Below are 16,887 nucleotides of genomic sequence, written 5' to 3'. Positions count from 1 at the left end.
ACTATCTCATAAATTATGTAGAAAAATGTCCATTCTTGCGATATTCAGCAATTGCTTTACGCGCAAGAGCGTCTGCCCGTTCATTATCTGGGTGGCCGGCATGCCCTTTTACCCAGTGCCATCTAACATCATGCCGGGAGCAAGCATCATCAAGAGCCTGCCATAATTCCACATTTTTAACAGGATCATTCGATGCGGTGCGCCAGTCATTCTTCTTCCAGCCTTTAAGCCACATAGATATCCCATTGCGCACATAGACTGAGTCTGTATAAAGATCAATCGAACAAGATTCTTTAAGGGCATTTAACGCGCAAATTGCTGCCATAAGTTCCATTTGATTATTAGTCGTATATTCTTTTCCACCATACAGTTCACGTTCACGACCATTCCAGCGTAAAATTGCTCCCCATCCTCCAGGCCCGGGATTTCCAGAGCAAGCACCATCTGTATAAATTTCAATGACTTTTTTTCGATTGAACATAAAATCTAAAAACCCAATTCAGTCAACGAATCCACACTACTAAAAAAACTAAGTTTATGCCAATATTCCAACGGATCCTTTTTAACAACAAAACTACCAGCAGGCGTATTAAACCAATCATAAAGGCGTGTTAGTAAAAAGCGCAAAGCTGCACCACGCACCAATAAAAGAATCGCGCTTAATTCTAAAGGTATTAATGGCCTAATTTTTTGATAACTTTCTAATAATCCACGTGCTTTGACAAGATTATAAGAATAATCACTTTCAAAACACCAAGCATTCAAACAAATCGCTAAATCATAAGCAAAAAAATCATTACAAGCAAAATAGAAATCTATAATACCAGAAAGACAATGGTCTAAAAAAAACACATTATCATTAAATAAATCAGCGTGAATAATGCCTGTTGGTAAATATAATGGCCAGTTTTTTTCTAAAAATGCTAACTCTGTATCAATTTTTTGTCCAAACTTTTGCAATAAAGTATCTTCTTTTGTTTGGCAACTTGCCCATAATGGTCTCAAATCTACAATAGAAAGAGTATTTTTGCGGTTGGGTACAAAATCTTGCCCAGCTAAATGCAACTGTGCCAAACCAGTACCTACTTCACAACAATGATATACATCAGGCTTACGCACCCATGCCCCTTCCACAAAGGTAACAATAACAGCAGGGCGATCTGCTAACTTACCAATTATTGTACCATCATTCTGCAGAACTGGCTGAGGACAAGGAATCCCACGCTGATGTAAATGCTGCATAAGACTACAAAAAAAGGGTAAATCACTTTCTGAAACGCGTTTTTCATAAAGTGTTAAAATAAACCTTCCTTTTGTTGTATGAAGTGTAAAATTTGAGTTTTCGATACCTTCTGCTATTCCCTGGTAAGATAGAAGACAACCTATTGAATAACGCGTTAAAAATTCTTCCAAATCGCTTTGATGTACGTCAGTATGAACTGCCATTATTTTGCTTTCGTTTTAAGCACTAGTAATATTATAATTTCTATTTGTTAGTATTTTTAGCATAACCATTAACAAAAGCCATATCTTGAGGGGTTAAAACAACATCCCGCAACTCGCGAGCGACCAAAAATGTCTCTGTCTCTAATGCAGTTTCAGCCAATTCTATTTTGACATTATAACGCTTATGAAAAGCTGTAATAATTTCATCGACAATAATTTCAGGAGCAGATGCCCCAGCTGAAAGACTAACAACAGAAAGAGCACCCAAATTATCAAAATCAATTTCATCAGCACATTGAACTAAAACAGATCGCTGCGCACCAAACCTTTCAGCAACCTCTACCAAGCGCCGCGAATTAGACGAGTTTGGTGCACCAACAATCAAAAATAAATCACTCCCTAACGCCGCTGCCTTAACAGCTTCTTGTCGATTGGTCGTAGCATAACAAATTGACTCGGCAGCCGGTGTCTCTAACGCAGGAAAACGTTTTTGCAAAACATCCAAAATTTCAGCTGTATTTTCAACAGAAAGCGTTGTTTGTGTCACAAATCCTAATTTATCTGGATTTTCCGGTTGATAACGCCAAGCATCTTCTACTGTTTCAATTAATGTAACAGCTCCTTTTTCAAGCTGCCCCATTGTTCCTATCACCTCAGGATGGCCAGAATGACCAATTAATATGACATGACGACCATAACGTTGATGCCGTATCGCTTGCTTATGAACCTTAGAAACCAACGGGCATGTTGCATCGATATAGAATAAATTATAACGATGCGCCTCTTCTGGTACAGATTTTGGCACACCATGAGCAGAAAACACCACGGGTTGATTGCGATGTTCTTCTGGAATTTCATGAAGTTCTTCAATAAAAATGGCTCCACGCTGTTGTAACCCTTCAACCACATAGCGGTTATGCACAATTTCATGGCGAACATACACTGGAGCACCATATTTTTTTAATGCAAGAACAACAATTTGAATAGCACGATCAACCCCAGCACAAAAACCACGCGGACTACAAAGGCGTATTGTTAAAGGGGGGAGTAAGCACATAATTCATCCTTCATTTTTATGACTTTCTCCATGTATCAAAATACACTGTTGTTATGCACTATATAAGAAATGTATAGAGAAAAACTAAAATATCACCCTTTTTATATAAAGAGTTGCACCTGTAGGACATTATTATTTTATTGATGCGAATTAATTTTTGCTCTTCAGCTTAAATCACATTAGATAATAAAATACAAAATACGATTTTCAATTAAAAGAATTCCAAATATAGCTGCTAAATAAAACAATGAAAAGAAAAACACTTTCTTTGCCATAGAAATGGTTTCATCACGTGTATCAGCTTTCCATAAACGATAAGAAAGATAAATAAAAGTAACACTTAAAATTGCTGAACAAATGCCATAAGTAATACCTGCAAGACCTATAATATAAGGCCCAACAGCGCATAACGCCATAATTACAGTATAAACTAAAATTTGTTTCTTGGTTGAATATTCACCTCGTACATTGGGCATTATAGGAATACCTGCTGCATCGTAATCAATAGATGAAAATAAAGAAAGAGCCCAAAAATGCGGTGGAGTCCACATAAAAATGATCAAAAATAATAAGAAACTTTCAATACTTATTGCCCCTGTTGCAGCTGCCCACCCAATCATTGGTGGAAAAGCTCCAGCTGCACCACCAATAACAATATTTTGTGGTGTTACACGTTTTAACCAAATCGTATAAATAACAACATAAAAGAAAATTGTGAAAGCAAGAAAAATCGCTGAAAACCAATTAATAAAAACTCCCATAACCGTAACCGAAAGCACAGAAAGGGCCAAACCAAAAACAAATGCTTTCTTACGGCTAATTTTACCAGTAGGAATAGGGCGATTTTTCGTACGTTTCATTACTGCATCAATATCAGCGTCATACCACATATTAAGTGCCCCCGCACCACCACCGCCCACAGCAATACATAAAATTGCTAACACACCATGAAGTGGATTTACAGTAACAGGTGACACCATCAGCCCAACCAGAGCTGTAAACACAACAAGTGACATAACTCGGGGTTTCAATAATGTAATATAATCATAAAAATTGGCTTTTGGCGGAATTGACTGACTATTTTTAGCTGATAATTCTTCTAAAATACACATTCCACTAAAGAACCTTTTCTATCAGTATTACTCACAAAAAAACACTATTTAACATATGGAAATGACCCATTAATATTATAGCATTTTCGAGACCATATAATATCTATCTTATTTATATGTATTTTTAAAACAGATAGAAATACTTACATTAATTCCAATCACTGTTACCCTTTATATAAAAAGGCATCACAAAAATAAATAGATTTTACTAAATGCCACAAGATAGTGCTAGAAAATCCCACTCTGGTGAAATATTATTTTTATTTTGTACTTCTGTTCCATTTATATGAAATATGCATAAATACATCCAGAAAAAAATTGGTTTTGTGTTACACTTTTAAGACAAGGATTTACTTTTCATAAAAACCTATGCACAATAACATAATAACGATTTGGGCAGGGTTTTCCATGACACTTTATGAATTTCTTAAAAAAAACTTCTTTTGCGTTATTATATGCGCATTTTGCGTTTCTTTCACCAATTATGCTATTGCGCAAGTACCCAATACACAAAATGTCCCTGCCCCACAAACCTATGGTGCATGGACAAAAGTTTGCTCACTACCACCAGGTACACCTAATATACAATGTGAAATCACACAAGATGTGCGCACACAAGATCGTCGCGATATTACCTTTCGGGTTACATTTCATAAATTGCCTAAAAATCAAGAAACTTTGATGCGGGTTTTTGTTCCTATTCGTGTGGAATTGCGTTCTGGTATTGGCATTAAAATCGATGATAAAAATATAGGAAAAATAGAATATCGGCGTTGTTTGGGCGATAACTGTGTTGCTGAAGCTCTTCTTAAAGAAGATATATTAAAACTCTTTTTAAACGGCAAAACAGCCACTTATTTTATCTTTACAACTCCTGAGCAAGGAGTCGGCGGTCTTATTGATTTACGTGGACTGAATGAAGCTTACGCAGACTTATCAGAATAACAAAAAGTATTTGCAAATACTAAATGATCAGTGCATCCAATAACTCTTTGGGAATCTTCTTAAATTTGGGAGCGTTCCTAAATAAAGAAAATGAACATTGCCGGCACCAATGCAAATAGGATAACCACCATGAAATCACTGATTGACCGTTTTGATATTTCTTCGTCCAAAGTACAGTCTCTTGTTCAAGAAACTCTTCATAATGCTGATGATGGTGAACTTTATCTTGAATATACAGAAAGTGAAACACTTTTATTTGATAATAGCCAGCTTAAAAATGGGTCATTTCAGCAAGATATAGGATTTGGCTTACGCGTTGTTTCTGGAGAAGCTACTGGATACGCTCACTCCGGTGAATTATCAGCCGCTTCACTCAAACGCGCCATTGAAGCTGCTAAAGCTGTAACCTATAATAATCATACAGGGTCTTATAGTGCAGCTCCCTCACAACCAAAGCAAAGATTATACCAACCAAACAATCCTCTTGATGCTCCATCATTTAAAGAAAAAAGCGCACTTTTACAAAAAATTGACGCATATTTACGTGAAAAAAATAACAAACTGCATCAAGTTACCGTCGCTCTTTCCGGCTCACTCCAACATGTTGAAATTTTACGCGGTGATGGATACTTCGTTCATGACATTCGCCCCCTCGTAAAACTTACTATATCTGTGGTAGTTTCTGATAATAATCGACGTGAAAATGGATTTTATGGATGTGGTGGACGACAAACATTTAATCAATTCATTAGTGAAGAAAATTGGAAAATGGCTGCCGATGAAGCTTTGCGTATGGCTTTAGTCAACTTAGAAGCACAAGAAGCACCAGCAGGAACATTTGATGTTGTTTTGGCTAATGGATGGCCTGGCGTTATGCTACATGAAGCTGTTGGACACGGTTTGGAAGGTGATTTTAACCGCAAAAAAACATCCGCTTTTTCTGGGCTTTTGGGGCAACAAGTCGCCGCAAAAGGTGTGACTATTGTTGATGATGGCACAATTCCCCAATGCCGCGGGTCACTTACTATTGATGATGAAGGAACACCATCAAGACATAACGTTCTGATTGAAAACGGTAAACTCGTAGGCTTCATGCAGGATAGGTTAAATGCTCGGCTCATGGGTGTTAATCCAACCGGAAATGGGCGGCGTGAATCTTATGCATACACACCAATACCACGGATGACAAATACAATTATGCTAGGGGGAGATAAAACACCTCAAGAAATTTTGTCTTCATTAAAAAGCGGTATTTATGCAGTTTCATTTGGTGGAGGACAAGTTGATATTACTTCTGGAAAATTTGTATTTGAGTGTACCGAAGCTTATCGAGTAGAGAATGGCAAAATCTTAGCTCCAATCAAAGGCGCAACCCTTATTGGTAATGGGCCAGATGCTATGAAACGCATTACAATGATTGGAAATGACAGCAAACTGGATAATGGTGTAGGTATGTGTGGAAAAGCGGGACAAAATGTTCCTGTTGGCGTTGGACAACCCCATTTACGAATCAATAATATGACAATCGGCGGGACAACGCTTTCATAACATCAACCAACTAAGCTTAATAAAAAATTTTCAATATATTTAAACAGCCTTTTTATGTTAGCTAAATTTCTTAGCGCATCTTTGTTTTGCGTTTACTTAAAATCGCAACAACTTCAACATGAGGCGACCACAAAAATTGATCAATCGGTATGACCTTTTCTACTGTATAACCGCCTGCAACAAGAATGGATAAATCACGAGCAAATGTAACAGGATTGCATGAAACAGCTACCACACGTGGTATTGTTGTCTTTGCTAATTCACATACTTGTTCTTTTGCACCAGCGCGTGGTGGATCAAAAACAACACTATCAAAACGTTCAAGTTCCTTTGCAGAAAGTGGACGACGAAACAAATCACGCTTTTCACAAGTGACTGTTTTTAAGCCAAAAGCAAAACGTGCTGCGTGTTCTAAATTCGCCAATGCTGTTTCATCATTTTCTACTGCATGAACATTCATTGTTTTAGCCATACGTAAAGTAAAAGTTCCCGCCCCTGAAAATAAATCAACAGCACTTTTTGCTTTTTTAAAATGAGTTAAAATAATATGACTGATGATATCCTCTGCTTCAGAAGTTGCCTGAAGAAAACCGCCAGAAGGAAGTTCAACACAAACATCACCAAAGTGAATCAACGGTTTTTCTTGCTCAACTAAAACTTCACCTTCAATAGATAAGCGCGTAATTCCACGTACAAGAGCTGCATGTATCATATTTTGACGAATAAGCTCATCGCGCACGATACAACCCCTTAAAGCAACGTCAAAACCATTATCAACAAATGTTACTGTTACATGAAATCGCTTGGCATGATTGCCTAAAAGAGCACATATCTCTCTAATATCATTTAATTTTGATATAATCTGTGACCGAGTAACCGGACATTCCTCAATAGCCACAACATCATGTGAAAGATGACGATTAAAACCAACGATATGACCTTGCTTTGTCATGGATGCTGTTAAAATGATTCGCCGGCGGCTATAATGTGCGCACGTTACTAAAGGAGAAACAGCTACATCAAACCTGTGCTTTTTAAGTGCATCAACAACCAACTGTCGCTTCCAAGAATGATACGCATCAACATGCCAATGCTGAAGCATACACCCTCCACATTCTTTAAAATGTTTACAAATAGCATCAATGCGTTCTAATGATTTTTTCATTAATGCAATAGATGTACCGTATTTTCCATGAAGAGCAACTTTAACAACCTCTCCCGGTAAGGTAAAAGGTATATAAACAGAGCCATGCGGTGTTTTTGCTACACCATGACCATCAGCTCCAATATGATCAATTATAACGTTGTCACTCACTCTTTTTTCTCCGAATAATCAATATTCTAAACGCTTATCATCGTTTATAATTGAGTGAAGAAAGAAACCTTTTTTATTTATCCCTTTTAAGATTCAGTTTATCAAAAAAATACTTCTAAAGTTTCTTACAATTGATGGATTTTTCAATACCCCACCCTTATCATCAATTTCAAATTGAGATTTTACTAGCAAATAACTTGGCTCTCTTCTTGAAAGAAGCTAAAATAAATAACAATACAAACTTAAGCAAAGTGAATTGACATTTGATATAGTAAAATTAATTTCACAATTATTACTGCCTTTAATCTCTACATTTAAACCTTTTCATAATATTATCAACGCTAGTTCTAGATTAAACGTGCATTAAATTTATTATAATCAATATCAGAAGCAATAATTATAGCTTTACCATCACATTTTAAGAAAACTTGCTTAAAATTACTACTGATGTACTAATATTATAGCATAACTTAATTTACTATAATCAGAAATATACTTAAATGCATTCGGCAATTGTAATTCTAGCACGTAAAGCATAACTCTACACAGAATAACAAACTATAAGTTCTGTATTATTAGAAATTATCTTCTCAATTGAAAAAGTATTTTCCTGTCAATCTTAACAACCATTTGCCACACAATTTGCATTACATGCTCGTAAACACATTGATTGTAAAAATAACTAAAAGGCATCAATTTTTACGACTACCTTATTGTTATACTTGAACTTGCGGTATTATCGGCATTTCACGTCCCAAAGCATTAAAAACAGTATTAATAATACCCGTTGCATCAAGCCCAATACTCGAAAGAACTTTATTTGGTGAACCATGATTTAAATATTCATCAGGAAATTTCAATGTGCGAACCTTTAAACCGTGCTCTAATAGCCCCTCTTGTGCCAAAAACTGCAGTACATGCGCCCCAAATCCACCCATTGCCCCTTCTTCAATTGTGACTAATACTTCGTGCTCACGTGCTAAACGACGTATTAAATCTTTATCCAAAGGCTTTGCAAAGCGTGCATCTGCAACAGTGGTTGATAACCCCTCTGCTGCTAACTCATTAGCTGCTATTAACACTTCAGATAACCGTGTTCCAAAACAAACCAAAGCTATTTTGCTGCCTTCACATAAAATTCGCCCTTTACCAATCTCCAGAACCTCACCACGTTGTGGTAAATCTATACCACTACTTTCACCACGTGGATAACGAAAAGAAATAGGCCCCTGATCATAAGCTGCCGCTGTGCGCACCATATGCATAAGTTCAACTTCATCAGAAGGGGCCATCACAACAAACTCAGGAAGTGTTGCCAAAAAAACAATATCAAAACTCCCAGCGTGTGTTGCACCATCCGCGCCAACAAAACCTGCGCGGTCAATTGCAAAACGCACGGGTAACTTTTGAATCGATACATCATGAATAATCTGATCATAAGCACGCTGTAAAAAGGTAGAATAAATTGCAACAAAAGGTTTATACCCTTCACAGGCGATACCTGCAGCAAAAGTTACAGCATGTTGTTCAGCAATACCAACATCAAACATTTTATCGGGAAATTTTTCAGCAAAAGAATCAAGGCCCGTTCCTGTTGGCATTGCAGCCGTTATAGCAACAATCTTATCATCATGACTGGCTTCTTCTATTAAAGCCTTAGAAAACACTTTAGTATAAGGAAGAAACTTACTTTGTGTTTTAACCTGTTTGCCCGTAACAACATCAAAACGATTAACACCGTGATATTTATCAGACGACACCTCTGCAGGTGCATACCCTTTCCCTTTATGTGTTACCACATGCACTAAAACAGGACCATTGGGATATTCGCGAACATTCTTTAGAACAGGCAATAAATGATTCATATTATGGCCATCTATAGGCCCGACATAATAAAAGCCAAGCTCCTCAAATAAACTTCCCCCAACTAAAAAACCACGCGCAAACTCTTCTGAAAGCCGTGCTTTATCTGAAAAAAACTTTGGTAACTTCTTGCTTAATATTTTTACTTGCTCACGCAAACTACGATAAGAAGGACGAGAAACTAATCTTGCAAGATAAGCACTCATAGCACCAGTAGGAGGTGCAATAGACATATCGTTATCATTAAGGATAACAATTAAACGTGCATCCAAAGCACCAGCATTATTCATGGCCTCATAAGCCATACCAGCAGACATAGCGCCATCACCAATCACACAAATGATGTTACGTCTTTCTTCTGCCTTTAACATGCTTGCCACTGCCATACCAAGACCAGCTGAAATAGAAGTAGAAGAATGACCTGCCCCAAATGAGTCATACACACTTTCTGAACGCTTTGTGAAACCTGATAAGCCGCCATCTTGGCGTAGAGTACGAATTTTATCCCTACGACCAGTCAAAATTTTATGGGGATAAGTTTGATGACCAACATCCCAAATAATCTTATCATCAGGTGTATTAAAAACATAATGCAGCGCAATAGTGAGCTCAACAACACCAAGCCCTGCGCCAAGATGACCACCTGTTACAGAAACTGCATCAATTGTTTCAGCTCGTAATTCATTAGCTAACTGTACTAAATCAGACTCAGAAAATGCCCGCAAATCTTGTGGAAAACAAATACGATCAAGTAATGGCGTTAATGACCGAGACAAAAAAAACTCCTTCCCTTACCAATAATAGTTATATAGGCACACATCTTCCATTATTTCGTGTAGAATGTGATGTATTATTCATTGAAATACTTTACTTATTTAAGATTATCTACAGATTTTCTTCTTTTTCATTCATCAGAAATAAGAGTGATAAGTTATTTTAATCAATTAAGATTCTTGTTTTTACAATCAATAACAATAAACGATTACTAAATATCATTCAGAATCAAGTGGCTCTAAACCTTCTGGATGACCTGTATCTGAAAGCCGGATTTTTTCAACTTTAGCTTCAGCTACTTTCAACAGTTTATCACAATGATTTTTAAGAGCTTCACCACGCTCATAAATATCAATTGATTGTTCTAAAGGAACATCTCCACGTTCCAAGTTTTCAACAATCACTTCAAGTTGTTTCAGTGCTTCCTCAAAACTTAATGCAGCAATGTCGCCCTTTTTCATTCCTTTCTTCATATAACCCTCACAAGATATCTGTTCTAGATATGCGAATTCCAAAACCTTCTAAACCAACATAATGACGCTCTTTAGAAGAGTAGACAATAACAGAACTAATCCCTAGATGTTTCAAAATTTGCGCTCCTAGACCAATTTGGTGCCATTCTTCTGCACGTTCAATTGCTTGTGCATGGTTTTCTAAACCTACCATTGCCATTTTCTGTTCACAAACAGCTAATTGAGAACCAACACCAACAGATCCTTCACGCAAATAAACAAATACACCACGTTTTTCTTTTTCTACCATGCGCCGCATGACAACTTCAACATCTGGTGACTGACCAAAAACATCCTTTAGAATATTTTCACGATGCAGGCGTACCGGAATATCTTCCCCATCACGAATATCGCCAAAAACAATTGCCACATGCTGAACTGTTTCCCAAGGAAGTTGATAACTTTTGACTATAGCTGGACCTACAAATGTTTTAATATGCATTTCTCCAACATATTTTATAAGCGTCTCTTTACGCTGACGATAAGCAATAAGATCAGCAACAGTTATGATGTGTAACTGATTATCTTGTGCAAACTTTGTAACTTCATCTCCATGTTTAACACTACCATCATCATTAACTAATTCACCAATAACACCAACCGGTGGCAAACTAGCTAATTTACACAAGTCAACAGCTGCCTCAGTATGGCCTGAGCGCATAAGAACACCACCTTCATGTGCAATTAAAGGAAAAATATGTCCCGGACGGACAAAATCACTAGCACTTGCATTGGGATTAGCTAAATTACGAACAGCCAATGTACGATCATATGCTGAAATACCCGTTGTTATTCCATGTTTAAAATCCACGGTAACAGTAAATTTGGTACGATGCGCTGAATCATTATCCGACACCATAGGAGCAAGATTAAATCGTTGTGCTTCTTCTTTTGGCATTGGTGTACAAATAATACCCGACGTATGGCGAATGATAAATGCCATCTTTTCTTCTGTACAATGAACAGCAGCAACAATTAAATCACCTTCATTTTCACGGTCATCATCATCTGTAACCACAACAATTTCACCGCGTTCAAAAGCCTGAATAGCAGCAACAACTTTTTTCTGATTATAAGCCATCGTTTACCTTTCAACTACAACTGATCTGACCGCGGTGTCTTAAATAATGATCAGCAACAGCACAAGCAACCATTGCTTCACCAACAGGAACAGCACGAATTCCAACACATGGATCATGACGCCCCTTTGTAACCACATCCACATTGTTACCATTAACATCAATTGAACGACAAGGAGCCAAAATTGATGAAGTGGGTTTAACCGCAAAACGTGCAATAATCGGCTGCCCATTTGATATCCCACCCAAAATACCCCCGGCATGATTAGATAAAAAAAGCGGTTTACCGTCACTTCCCATTCGCATTTCATCTATATTTTGTTCACCAGTCAAGCGAGCTGCGGCAAAACCATCACCAATTTCAACGCCCTTAACCGCATTAATTGACATTAAAAATGATGCTATATCTTGATCAAGTTTTGCGTAGATAGGTGCCCCTAAGCCTACTGGAACATTTTCCGCGACAATCTCAACAATAGCACCAGTTGATGAACCGCTTTCTTGTAACTGAGTCATATAATCAGCAAAAATGCGTACTGCTTCTGCATCAGGTGTAAAAAAAGGATTGTTGTCAACCTCTGACCAATCCCAATGATCACGATTAATACTATAAGGGCCAATCGCCGTCACAGCTCCTCGCACAATCAAACCAGGAACAATTTTACGGGCAAGAGCACCTGCTGCAACACGTGCCGCCGTCTCTCGCGCTGAGGCACGCCCACCACCACGATAATCACGAATGCCATATTTAATATCATAGGTGTAATCTGCATGACCTGGGCGATATTGATAAATAACTTCATCATAATCTTTAGAACATTGATCTGTGTTTTGAATAAATAGTGAAATTGGTGTACCCGTTGTTACCAATGTTGTGCCATTATCTTGAGTTACAACTCCTGAAAGCACTTCTATTTGATCTAACTCTTGACGCTGTGTTGTATACTTTGATTGCCCGGGTCTACGTTTATTAAGATATGCCTGAATTTCTGCAAGAGTGAAGGCAATTCCTGGAGGACAACCGTCAATAACACAACCAAGAGCAGGACCATGACTTTCACCCCATGTTGTTACACGAAACAAATGACCAAATGTATTATGCGACATGGAGAAAGATCCATTTCTTCTTCAAATACATGCAACTATAGTGTGGACTGAACCGTGCAATACGATTTCATTCAAATGTGTCATTGACTGTCTGAACTTTAAATCAAATTGTCGCTAACATATAAAACTTTATGAACCAAGCCTTATTCTTTAACAACAGAAATATCAGGTGCATCAACAGCCTTCATACCGATAACATGATATCCAGAATCAACATGATGAATCTCACCTGTAACAGAACGCGATAAATCTGAAAGAAAATAAAGGGCAGAATCACCTACTTCTTCGATTGTCACTGTACGACGCAAAGGAGCATTGTATTCGTTCCATTTTAAAATATAACGAAAATCACCAATACCAGAAGCAGCTAATGTTTTAATTGGCCCTGCAGATACAGCATTAACACGAATGTTTTTTGGCCCTAAATCAACAGCTAAATACTTAACACTAGCCTCAAGAGCAGCTTTAGCAACCCCCATTACATTATAATTGGGAACAACCTTTTCTGCACCATAATAGGTCAGCGTTAAAATTGAACCGCCATTTGGCATCAACTTTTCTGCACGTTGTGTAAGAGCCGTTAACGAATAAACAGAAATGTTCATCGTCATCATAAAATTTGATTCACTAATATCAACGTAACGACCACTTAATTCATCTTTATCCGAAAAACCAATAGCGTGAACTAAAAAATCAAGTTTACCCCACTCTTTTTCTATTGTGTTAAAAACTGCATCAATAGATGCACTATCGGAAACATCACAATGACCACAAACAAAACCGTTCAACTCTTGGGCCAAAGGCTCAACACGCCTCTTCATTGCTTCACCCTGATAGGTAAAAGCAAGCTCGGCCCCTGCTGCATGGGCCGCCTTTGCTATTCCCCAAGCGATAGAGCGATTATTTGCCAATCCTAAAATTAAGCCACGCTTTCCGTACAATAAACCATTACTCTTCGTCATTAGCATCGCCTCATTGCTATTTGACATCAACATTATCTATATGCCTATGACACAGGTTACCTTTTTCTTCAAGCAATTGGTTTAAAATCAAACTTAAGTTATGCTTTTGTATAAGAAAAAAGATGTTAATTGTTTTGCATTTGCAAAAATTGTTCTAATGCAGCATCTCCACCTTCTGGCAACATAATACGAACATGCACATAAAGATCATCTCTTTCACCATTTTTTAAACGAAGCCCTTTTCCTTTCAACCGTAAAACACGATCAGAACTCGACCATGGGGGAATTTTCAAAACCACACGCCCTTCCAAAGTGTCAACTTCTTCTTTGGCTCCTAAAACAGCATGCTTAAGAGAAACTGGTAAATCAAGATGAAGTGCTCGCCCTTCAACTCGCAAACGAGGATGTTTCTGAATACGAATAGTTACTAAAGCATCCCCTGCTTGCCCGTGTGCCACCTCTTCTCCCTGACCTTTTAAACGAATGGTTTGCCCATCTTCAACATAGTCTGGTAATTTAATTTTTAATTTTTTTCCAGTAGGAAAAGTCACTTCTACTTTGCTTGCACCCACCATCTGCTCTAATGTAATTGAAAGGCTGGTACGAACATGAGCCCCTTGTTGAGGTTGACTATATTGTGTTGAATTTGAAAAATTCCTTCCTCTTCCAAATAAATCACGAAAAATATCGCTTGCATCAAAACTTGCAGCACCTGAAGATCCAAAATCAAATCCTCTTGTGCCACCAGTAAAAGGGTTTTGTCTGCTCCTAAAATTTCCCCCAGCGCCATAAGCTTGGTGAAGTGGTTTTCCTTCTGCATCAATTTCACCACGGTCAAATTGTGCTTTTTTATCTTTATCGCCTATAATTTCATAAGCTTGATTAATTTCAGAAAATCTTTCTTTAGCTTTGGCATCACCCATATTATGATCTGGATGATACTGCTTTGCTAATCTTCTGAATGCAGATTTAATCTCTTGCGGTTTTGCGGTACGTGCCACACCCAAAACCGTATAGGGATCACGCATATTGCCCTCTTTCTAGCCTTCCCGTTTTTCAAATATTAACCAATAATATCGTTAAATATTTTTCATTACTTCATCAAGCTATTCAATAAAATCATTTTTCTTATCTAATATGTTTATAAAAAAACAAAATACCAGATAAAATGAATATTTTTAATTCAATATAGCTTATGGAGCCCTATGTTAAAGATAAACATAATTGAAACACCATAATAAAAATATATAAAGTTATTAGCTTTTTAGAACAAAAGAATAGCAGCATGTTATTCTTGATGGCAAAAATAAATCAAAGAATTTCTCACTCACACTCACTAACAGTGGAGTATATTATGAATAATAAAACACAAACGAATGATGATTTTACACAAATACAAAATCCTTTTGCAATTTTCGAAAATTGGCTTGAAGAAGCAAAAATAAGCGAAATAAACGATCCCAATGCTATGGCACTAGCAACAGTTGATGAAACAGGTTTACCCAATGTTCGTATGGTTCTTCTTAAAGATTTTAGTCCTAAAGGTTTTGTCTTCTATACCAACTATGAAAGCTGTAAAGGACGGGAAATTTTAGGATCGATGAAAGCATCCTTAGGCTTTCATTGGAAATCACTTCGCCGCCAAATTAGAATTAGAGGCATTGTTGAAAAAGTAAGTACTGAAGAAGCAGATGCATATTTTCAGTCACGACCACGAAAAAGTCGAATCGGTGCATGGGCATCTAAACAATCTCAGCCATTAGAAAATCGCCTTACTCTCAAAAAAGCAGTTGCTAAATACGCTGCACGTTATGCAGTAGGGAATATTCCTCGCCCACCCTATTGGTCTGGTTTCCGCATTAAACCTCTTTTTATTGAATTTTGGTGCGATCGGCCGTTTCGTTTACATGATCGCTTACTTTTTACACGCGACTCTATTGAACAAGATAACTGGCAAAAACAAAGACTCTATCCTTAACCACTTCTTTATGAAGCCTTTACCCCCCTATAATAACGGCTTTCTGCTCTACTATTACAAGAATATATGACCTTGTTTCTAACTAGATTGTTCTTAAACTGCAGAATGTAATATCATCCAAATACCCCCACACACTAAACCAGCAAAAATAAAAAAACCAACAAACGAATTGGATCTGAAAAGTTTTAAGCATTGTGAGCTATCATCTATATCGATGACTTTGATTTGAATGAACATATGGATGGCAGCAATAAAAACCCCTACAAAGCTGAGAATGGATACTTGCGCTAAATAAAATGCCAAGCTGACCAGGATTATAAAACCACTATATAAAATCACTAGTGCACATTTGGTGCTTTTTCCAAAGAGGCGTGCTGTAGAATGCACGCCAACAATAGCGTCATCTTGCTTATCTTGATGAGCATAAATTGTATCATATCCAATCGTCCATAAGATTGATCCTGCATAAAGTGCGATTGGTGCCCAACTCAGACTTCCATATACAACCGCCCACCCCATTAATGCACCCCAATTAAACGCAACGCCTAAAAAAAATTGTGGCCAATTTGTTATGCGTTTCATAAAAGGATAAATTGCAACCGCCACTAAGGATGAAATACCTAAAAAAAGCTAAATGCATTAAACTGTAATAAAACACCTAAACCTATGAAACACTGCACTAATATAAAAATTTTTGCTTGAAATCGACTTACCTGACCTGCAGGTAATGGACGAGAACGTGTTCGTTCTACCTGAGAATCAATTTTGTGATCAACAAGGTCATTCCAAGTACAGCCTGCACCTCGCATGGCTATGGAACCTAAAAAGAAAAGAAAAAGATACCAAATCCAACACATTATAATTGACAAAAGAGGTACTTGGGGCATCTCATAAGAAAGCATAGCCATGGTTGTTGACCAGAAACAAGGCCACATCAACAATTTCCACCCAATAGGTCTATCCCAACGTGCCAATTGAGCATAAAGCCACAAAGAACAAGGAAGTAAATAGTAGACCCATTGTTTAGGGGCGCATCCATAACTCGTCCTTGATTTTCACAGGATTGAACATGTAAAATATTTTTACTTTTTTTCATCAAATGATTTCACCTTTGGTCTTGCGATAGAACCATTTCATTCTTATGAAAGAAAAACTGATTTAATCATCTTTATGTTATGGTAGGAGCAAA

The 16,887-nt window shown here is 37.4% G+C and carries 14 protein-coding genes and 1 pseudogene; 3 read left to right on the top strand and 12 right to left on the bottom strand.

Going from position 1 to position 16,887, the window contains the following annotated elements:
• Window positions 1-13: 13 nt before the first annotated feature.
• The 4 genes from rnhA to cyoE all read right to left on the bottom strand — a co-directional run bounded on the left by rnhA (window position 14) and on the right by cyoE (window position 3,615).
• Window positions 14-481 carry a ribonuclease HI gene (gene rnhA, locus BscR1v2_RS01815; RefSeq protein ID WP_078689515.1) on the bottom strand — a complete coding sequence of 156 codons (468 nt, stop codon included), beginning with the start codon at window positions 479-481 and terminating at the stop codon, window positions 14-16.
• A 5-nt stretch (window positions 482-486) separates the two neighbouring features.
• Window positions 487-1,446 carry a homoserine kinase gene (locus tag BscR1v2_RS01810; protein WP_078689514.1) on the bottom strand — a complete coding sequence of 320 codons (960 nt, stop codon included), beginning with the start codon at window positions 1,444-1,446 and terminating at the stop codon, window positions 487-489.
• A gap of 40 nt (window positions 1,447-1,486) precedes the next feature.
• Window positions 1,487-2,503 carry a 4-hydroxy-3-methylbut-2-enyl diphosphate reductase gene (ispH, locus tag BscR1v2_RS01805; RefSeq protein ID WP_078689513.1) on the bottom strand — a complete coding sequence of 339 codons (1,017 nt, stop codon included), beginning with the start codon at window positions 2,501-2,503 and terminating at the stop codon, window positions 1,487-1,489.
• Window positions 2,504-2,682: 179 nt separating this feature from the next.
• Window positions 2,683-3,615 carry a heme o synthase gene (gene cyoE, locus BscR1v2_RS01800; RefSeq protein ID WP_078689512.1) on the bottom strand — a complete coding sequence of 311 codons (933 nt, stop codon included), beginning with the start codon at window positions 3,613-3,615 and terminating at the stop codon, window positions 2,683-2,685.
• A 408-nt stretch (window positions 3,616-4,023) separates the two neighbouring features.
• On the opposite strand from cyoE, the gene BscR1v2_RS01795 reads away from it, so the two are divergent.
• On the top strand, window positions 4,024-4,560 hold the full coding sequence (locus tag BscR1v2_RS01795; protein ID WP_078689511.1) for an invasion associated locus B family protein: 537 nt from the start codon (window positions 4,024-4,026) through the stop codon (window positions 4,558-4,560).
• A 129-nt stretch (window positions 4,561-4,689) separates the two neighbouring features.
• On the top strand, window positions 4,690-6,108 hold the full coding sequence (gene tldD / locus BscR1v2_RS01790; protein WP_078689510.1) for a metalloprotease TldD: 1,419 nt from the start codon (window positions 4,690-4,692) through the stop codon (window positions 6,106-6,108).
• A gap of 70 nt (window positions 6,109-6,178) precedes the next feature.
• Here tldD and BscR1v2_RS01785 read toward each other — a convergent pair whose 3' ends face one another.
• From BscR1v2_RS01785 to BscR1v2_RS01755, 7 genes are all read right to left on the bottom strand, one after another.
• Window positions 6,179-7,423, bottom strand: a complete 1,245-nt coding sequence (locus BscR1v2_RS01785) for a class I SAM-dependent RNA methyltransferase (RefSeq protein ID WP_078689509.1) — start codon at window positions 7,421-7,423, stop codon at window positions 6,179-6,181.
• A gap of 716 nt (window positions 7,424-8,139) precedes the next feature.
• On the bottom strand, window positions 8,140-10,062 hold the full coding sequence (gene dxs / locus BscR1v2_RS01780) for a 1-deoxy-D-xylulose-5-phosphate synthase (protein ID WP_078689508.1): 1,923 nt from the start codon (window positions 10,060-10,062) through the stop codon (window positions 8,140-8,142).
• Window positions 10,063-10,278: 216 nt separating this feature from the next.
• Entirely contained in the window at window positions 10,279-10,533 is a 255-nt protein-coding gene (locus tag BscR1v2_RS01775; protein ID WP_010703477.1) for an exodeoxyribonuclease VII small subunit, read from the bottom strand.
• A 7-nt stretch (window positions 10,534-10,540) separates the two neighbouring features.
• A complete protein-coding gene (ribB, locus tag BscR1v2_RS01770) occupies window positions 10,541-11,653 on the bottom strand; it encodes a 3,4-dihydroxy-2-butanone-4-phosphate synthase (protein ID WP_078689507.1) in 1,113 nt (370 codons plus the stop codon).
• A 10-nt stretch (window positions 11,654-11,663) separates the two neighbouring features.
• The gene (gene aroC, locus BscR1v2_RS01765) at window positions 11,664-12,758 is read right to left on the bottom strand and encodes a chorismate synthase (RefSeq protein ID WP_078689506.1); all 1,095 of its coding nucleotides are present in this window, start codon (window positions 12,756-12,758) and stop codon (window positions 11,664-11,666) included.
• A gap of 143 nt (window positions 12,759-12,901) precedes the next feature.
• On the bottom strand, window positions 12,902-13,720 hold the full coding sequence (gene fabI / locus BscR1v2_RS01760) for an enoyl-ACP reductase FabI (protein WP_010703474.1): 819 nt from the start codon (window positions 13,718-13,720) through the stop codon (window positions 12,902-12,904).
• Between the two features lie 125 nt (window positions 13,721-13,845).
• Complete coding sequence (locus tag BscR1v2_RS01755; protein ID WP_078689505.1) at window positions 13,846-14,748, bottom strand: DnaJ C-terminal domain-containing protein; 903 nt, start codon at window positions 14,746-14,748, stop codon at window positions 13,846-13,848.
• A 326-nt stretch (window positions 14,749-15,074) separates the two neighbouring features.
• Here BscR1v2_RS01755 and pdxH point away from each other — a divergent pair, with 326 nt between their 5' ends.
• Complete coding sequence (gene pdxH / locus BscR1v2_RS01750; protein WP_078689504.1) at window positions 15,075-15,698, top strand: pyridoxamine 5'-phosphate oxidase; 624 nt, start codon at window positions 15,075-15,077, stop codon at window positions 15,696-15,698.
• Window positions 15,699-15,791: 93 nt separating this feature from the next.
• Here pdxH and ubiA read toward each other — a convergent pair.
• A pseudogene (ubiA, locus tag BscR1v2_RS01745) lies at window positions 15,792-16,794 on the bottom strand (4-hydroxybenzoate octaprenyltransferase).
• Window positions 16,795-16,887: the final 93 nt, after the last annotated feature.

The organism is Bartonella schoenbuchensis R1 (assembly GCF_002022685.1).
GTDB classification, from domain to species: domain Bacteria; phylum Pseudomonadota; class Alphaproteobacteria; order Rhizobiales; family Rhizobiaceae; genus Bartonella; species Bartonella schoenbuchensis.
The sequence above is the reverse complement of the archived record's forward strand: the minus strand, read 5'-3'. Positions and strand labels throughout refer to the sequence as shown.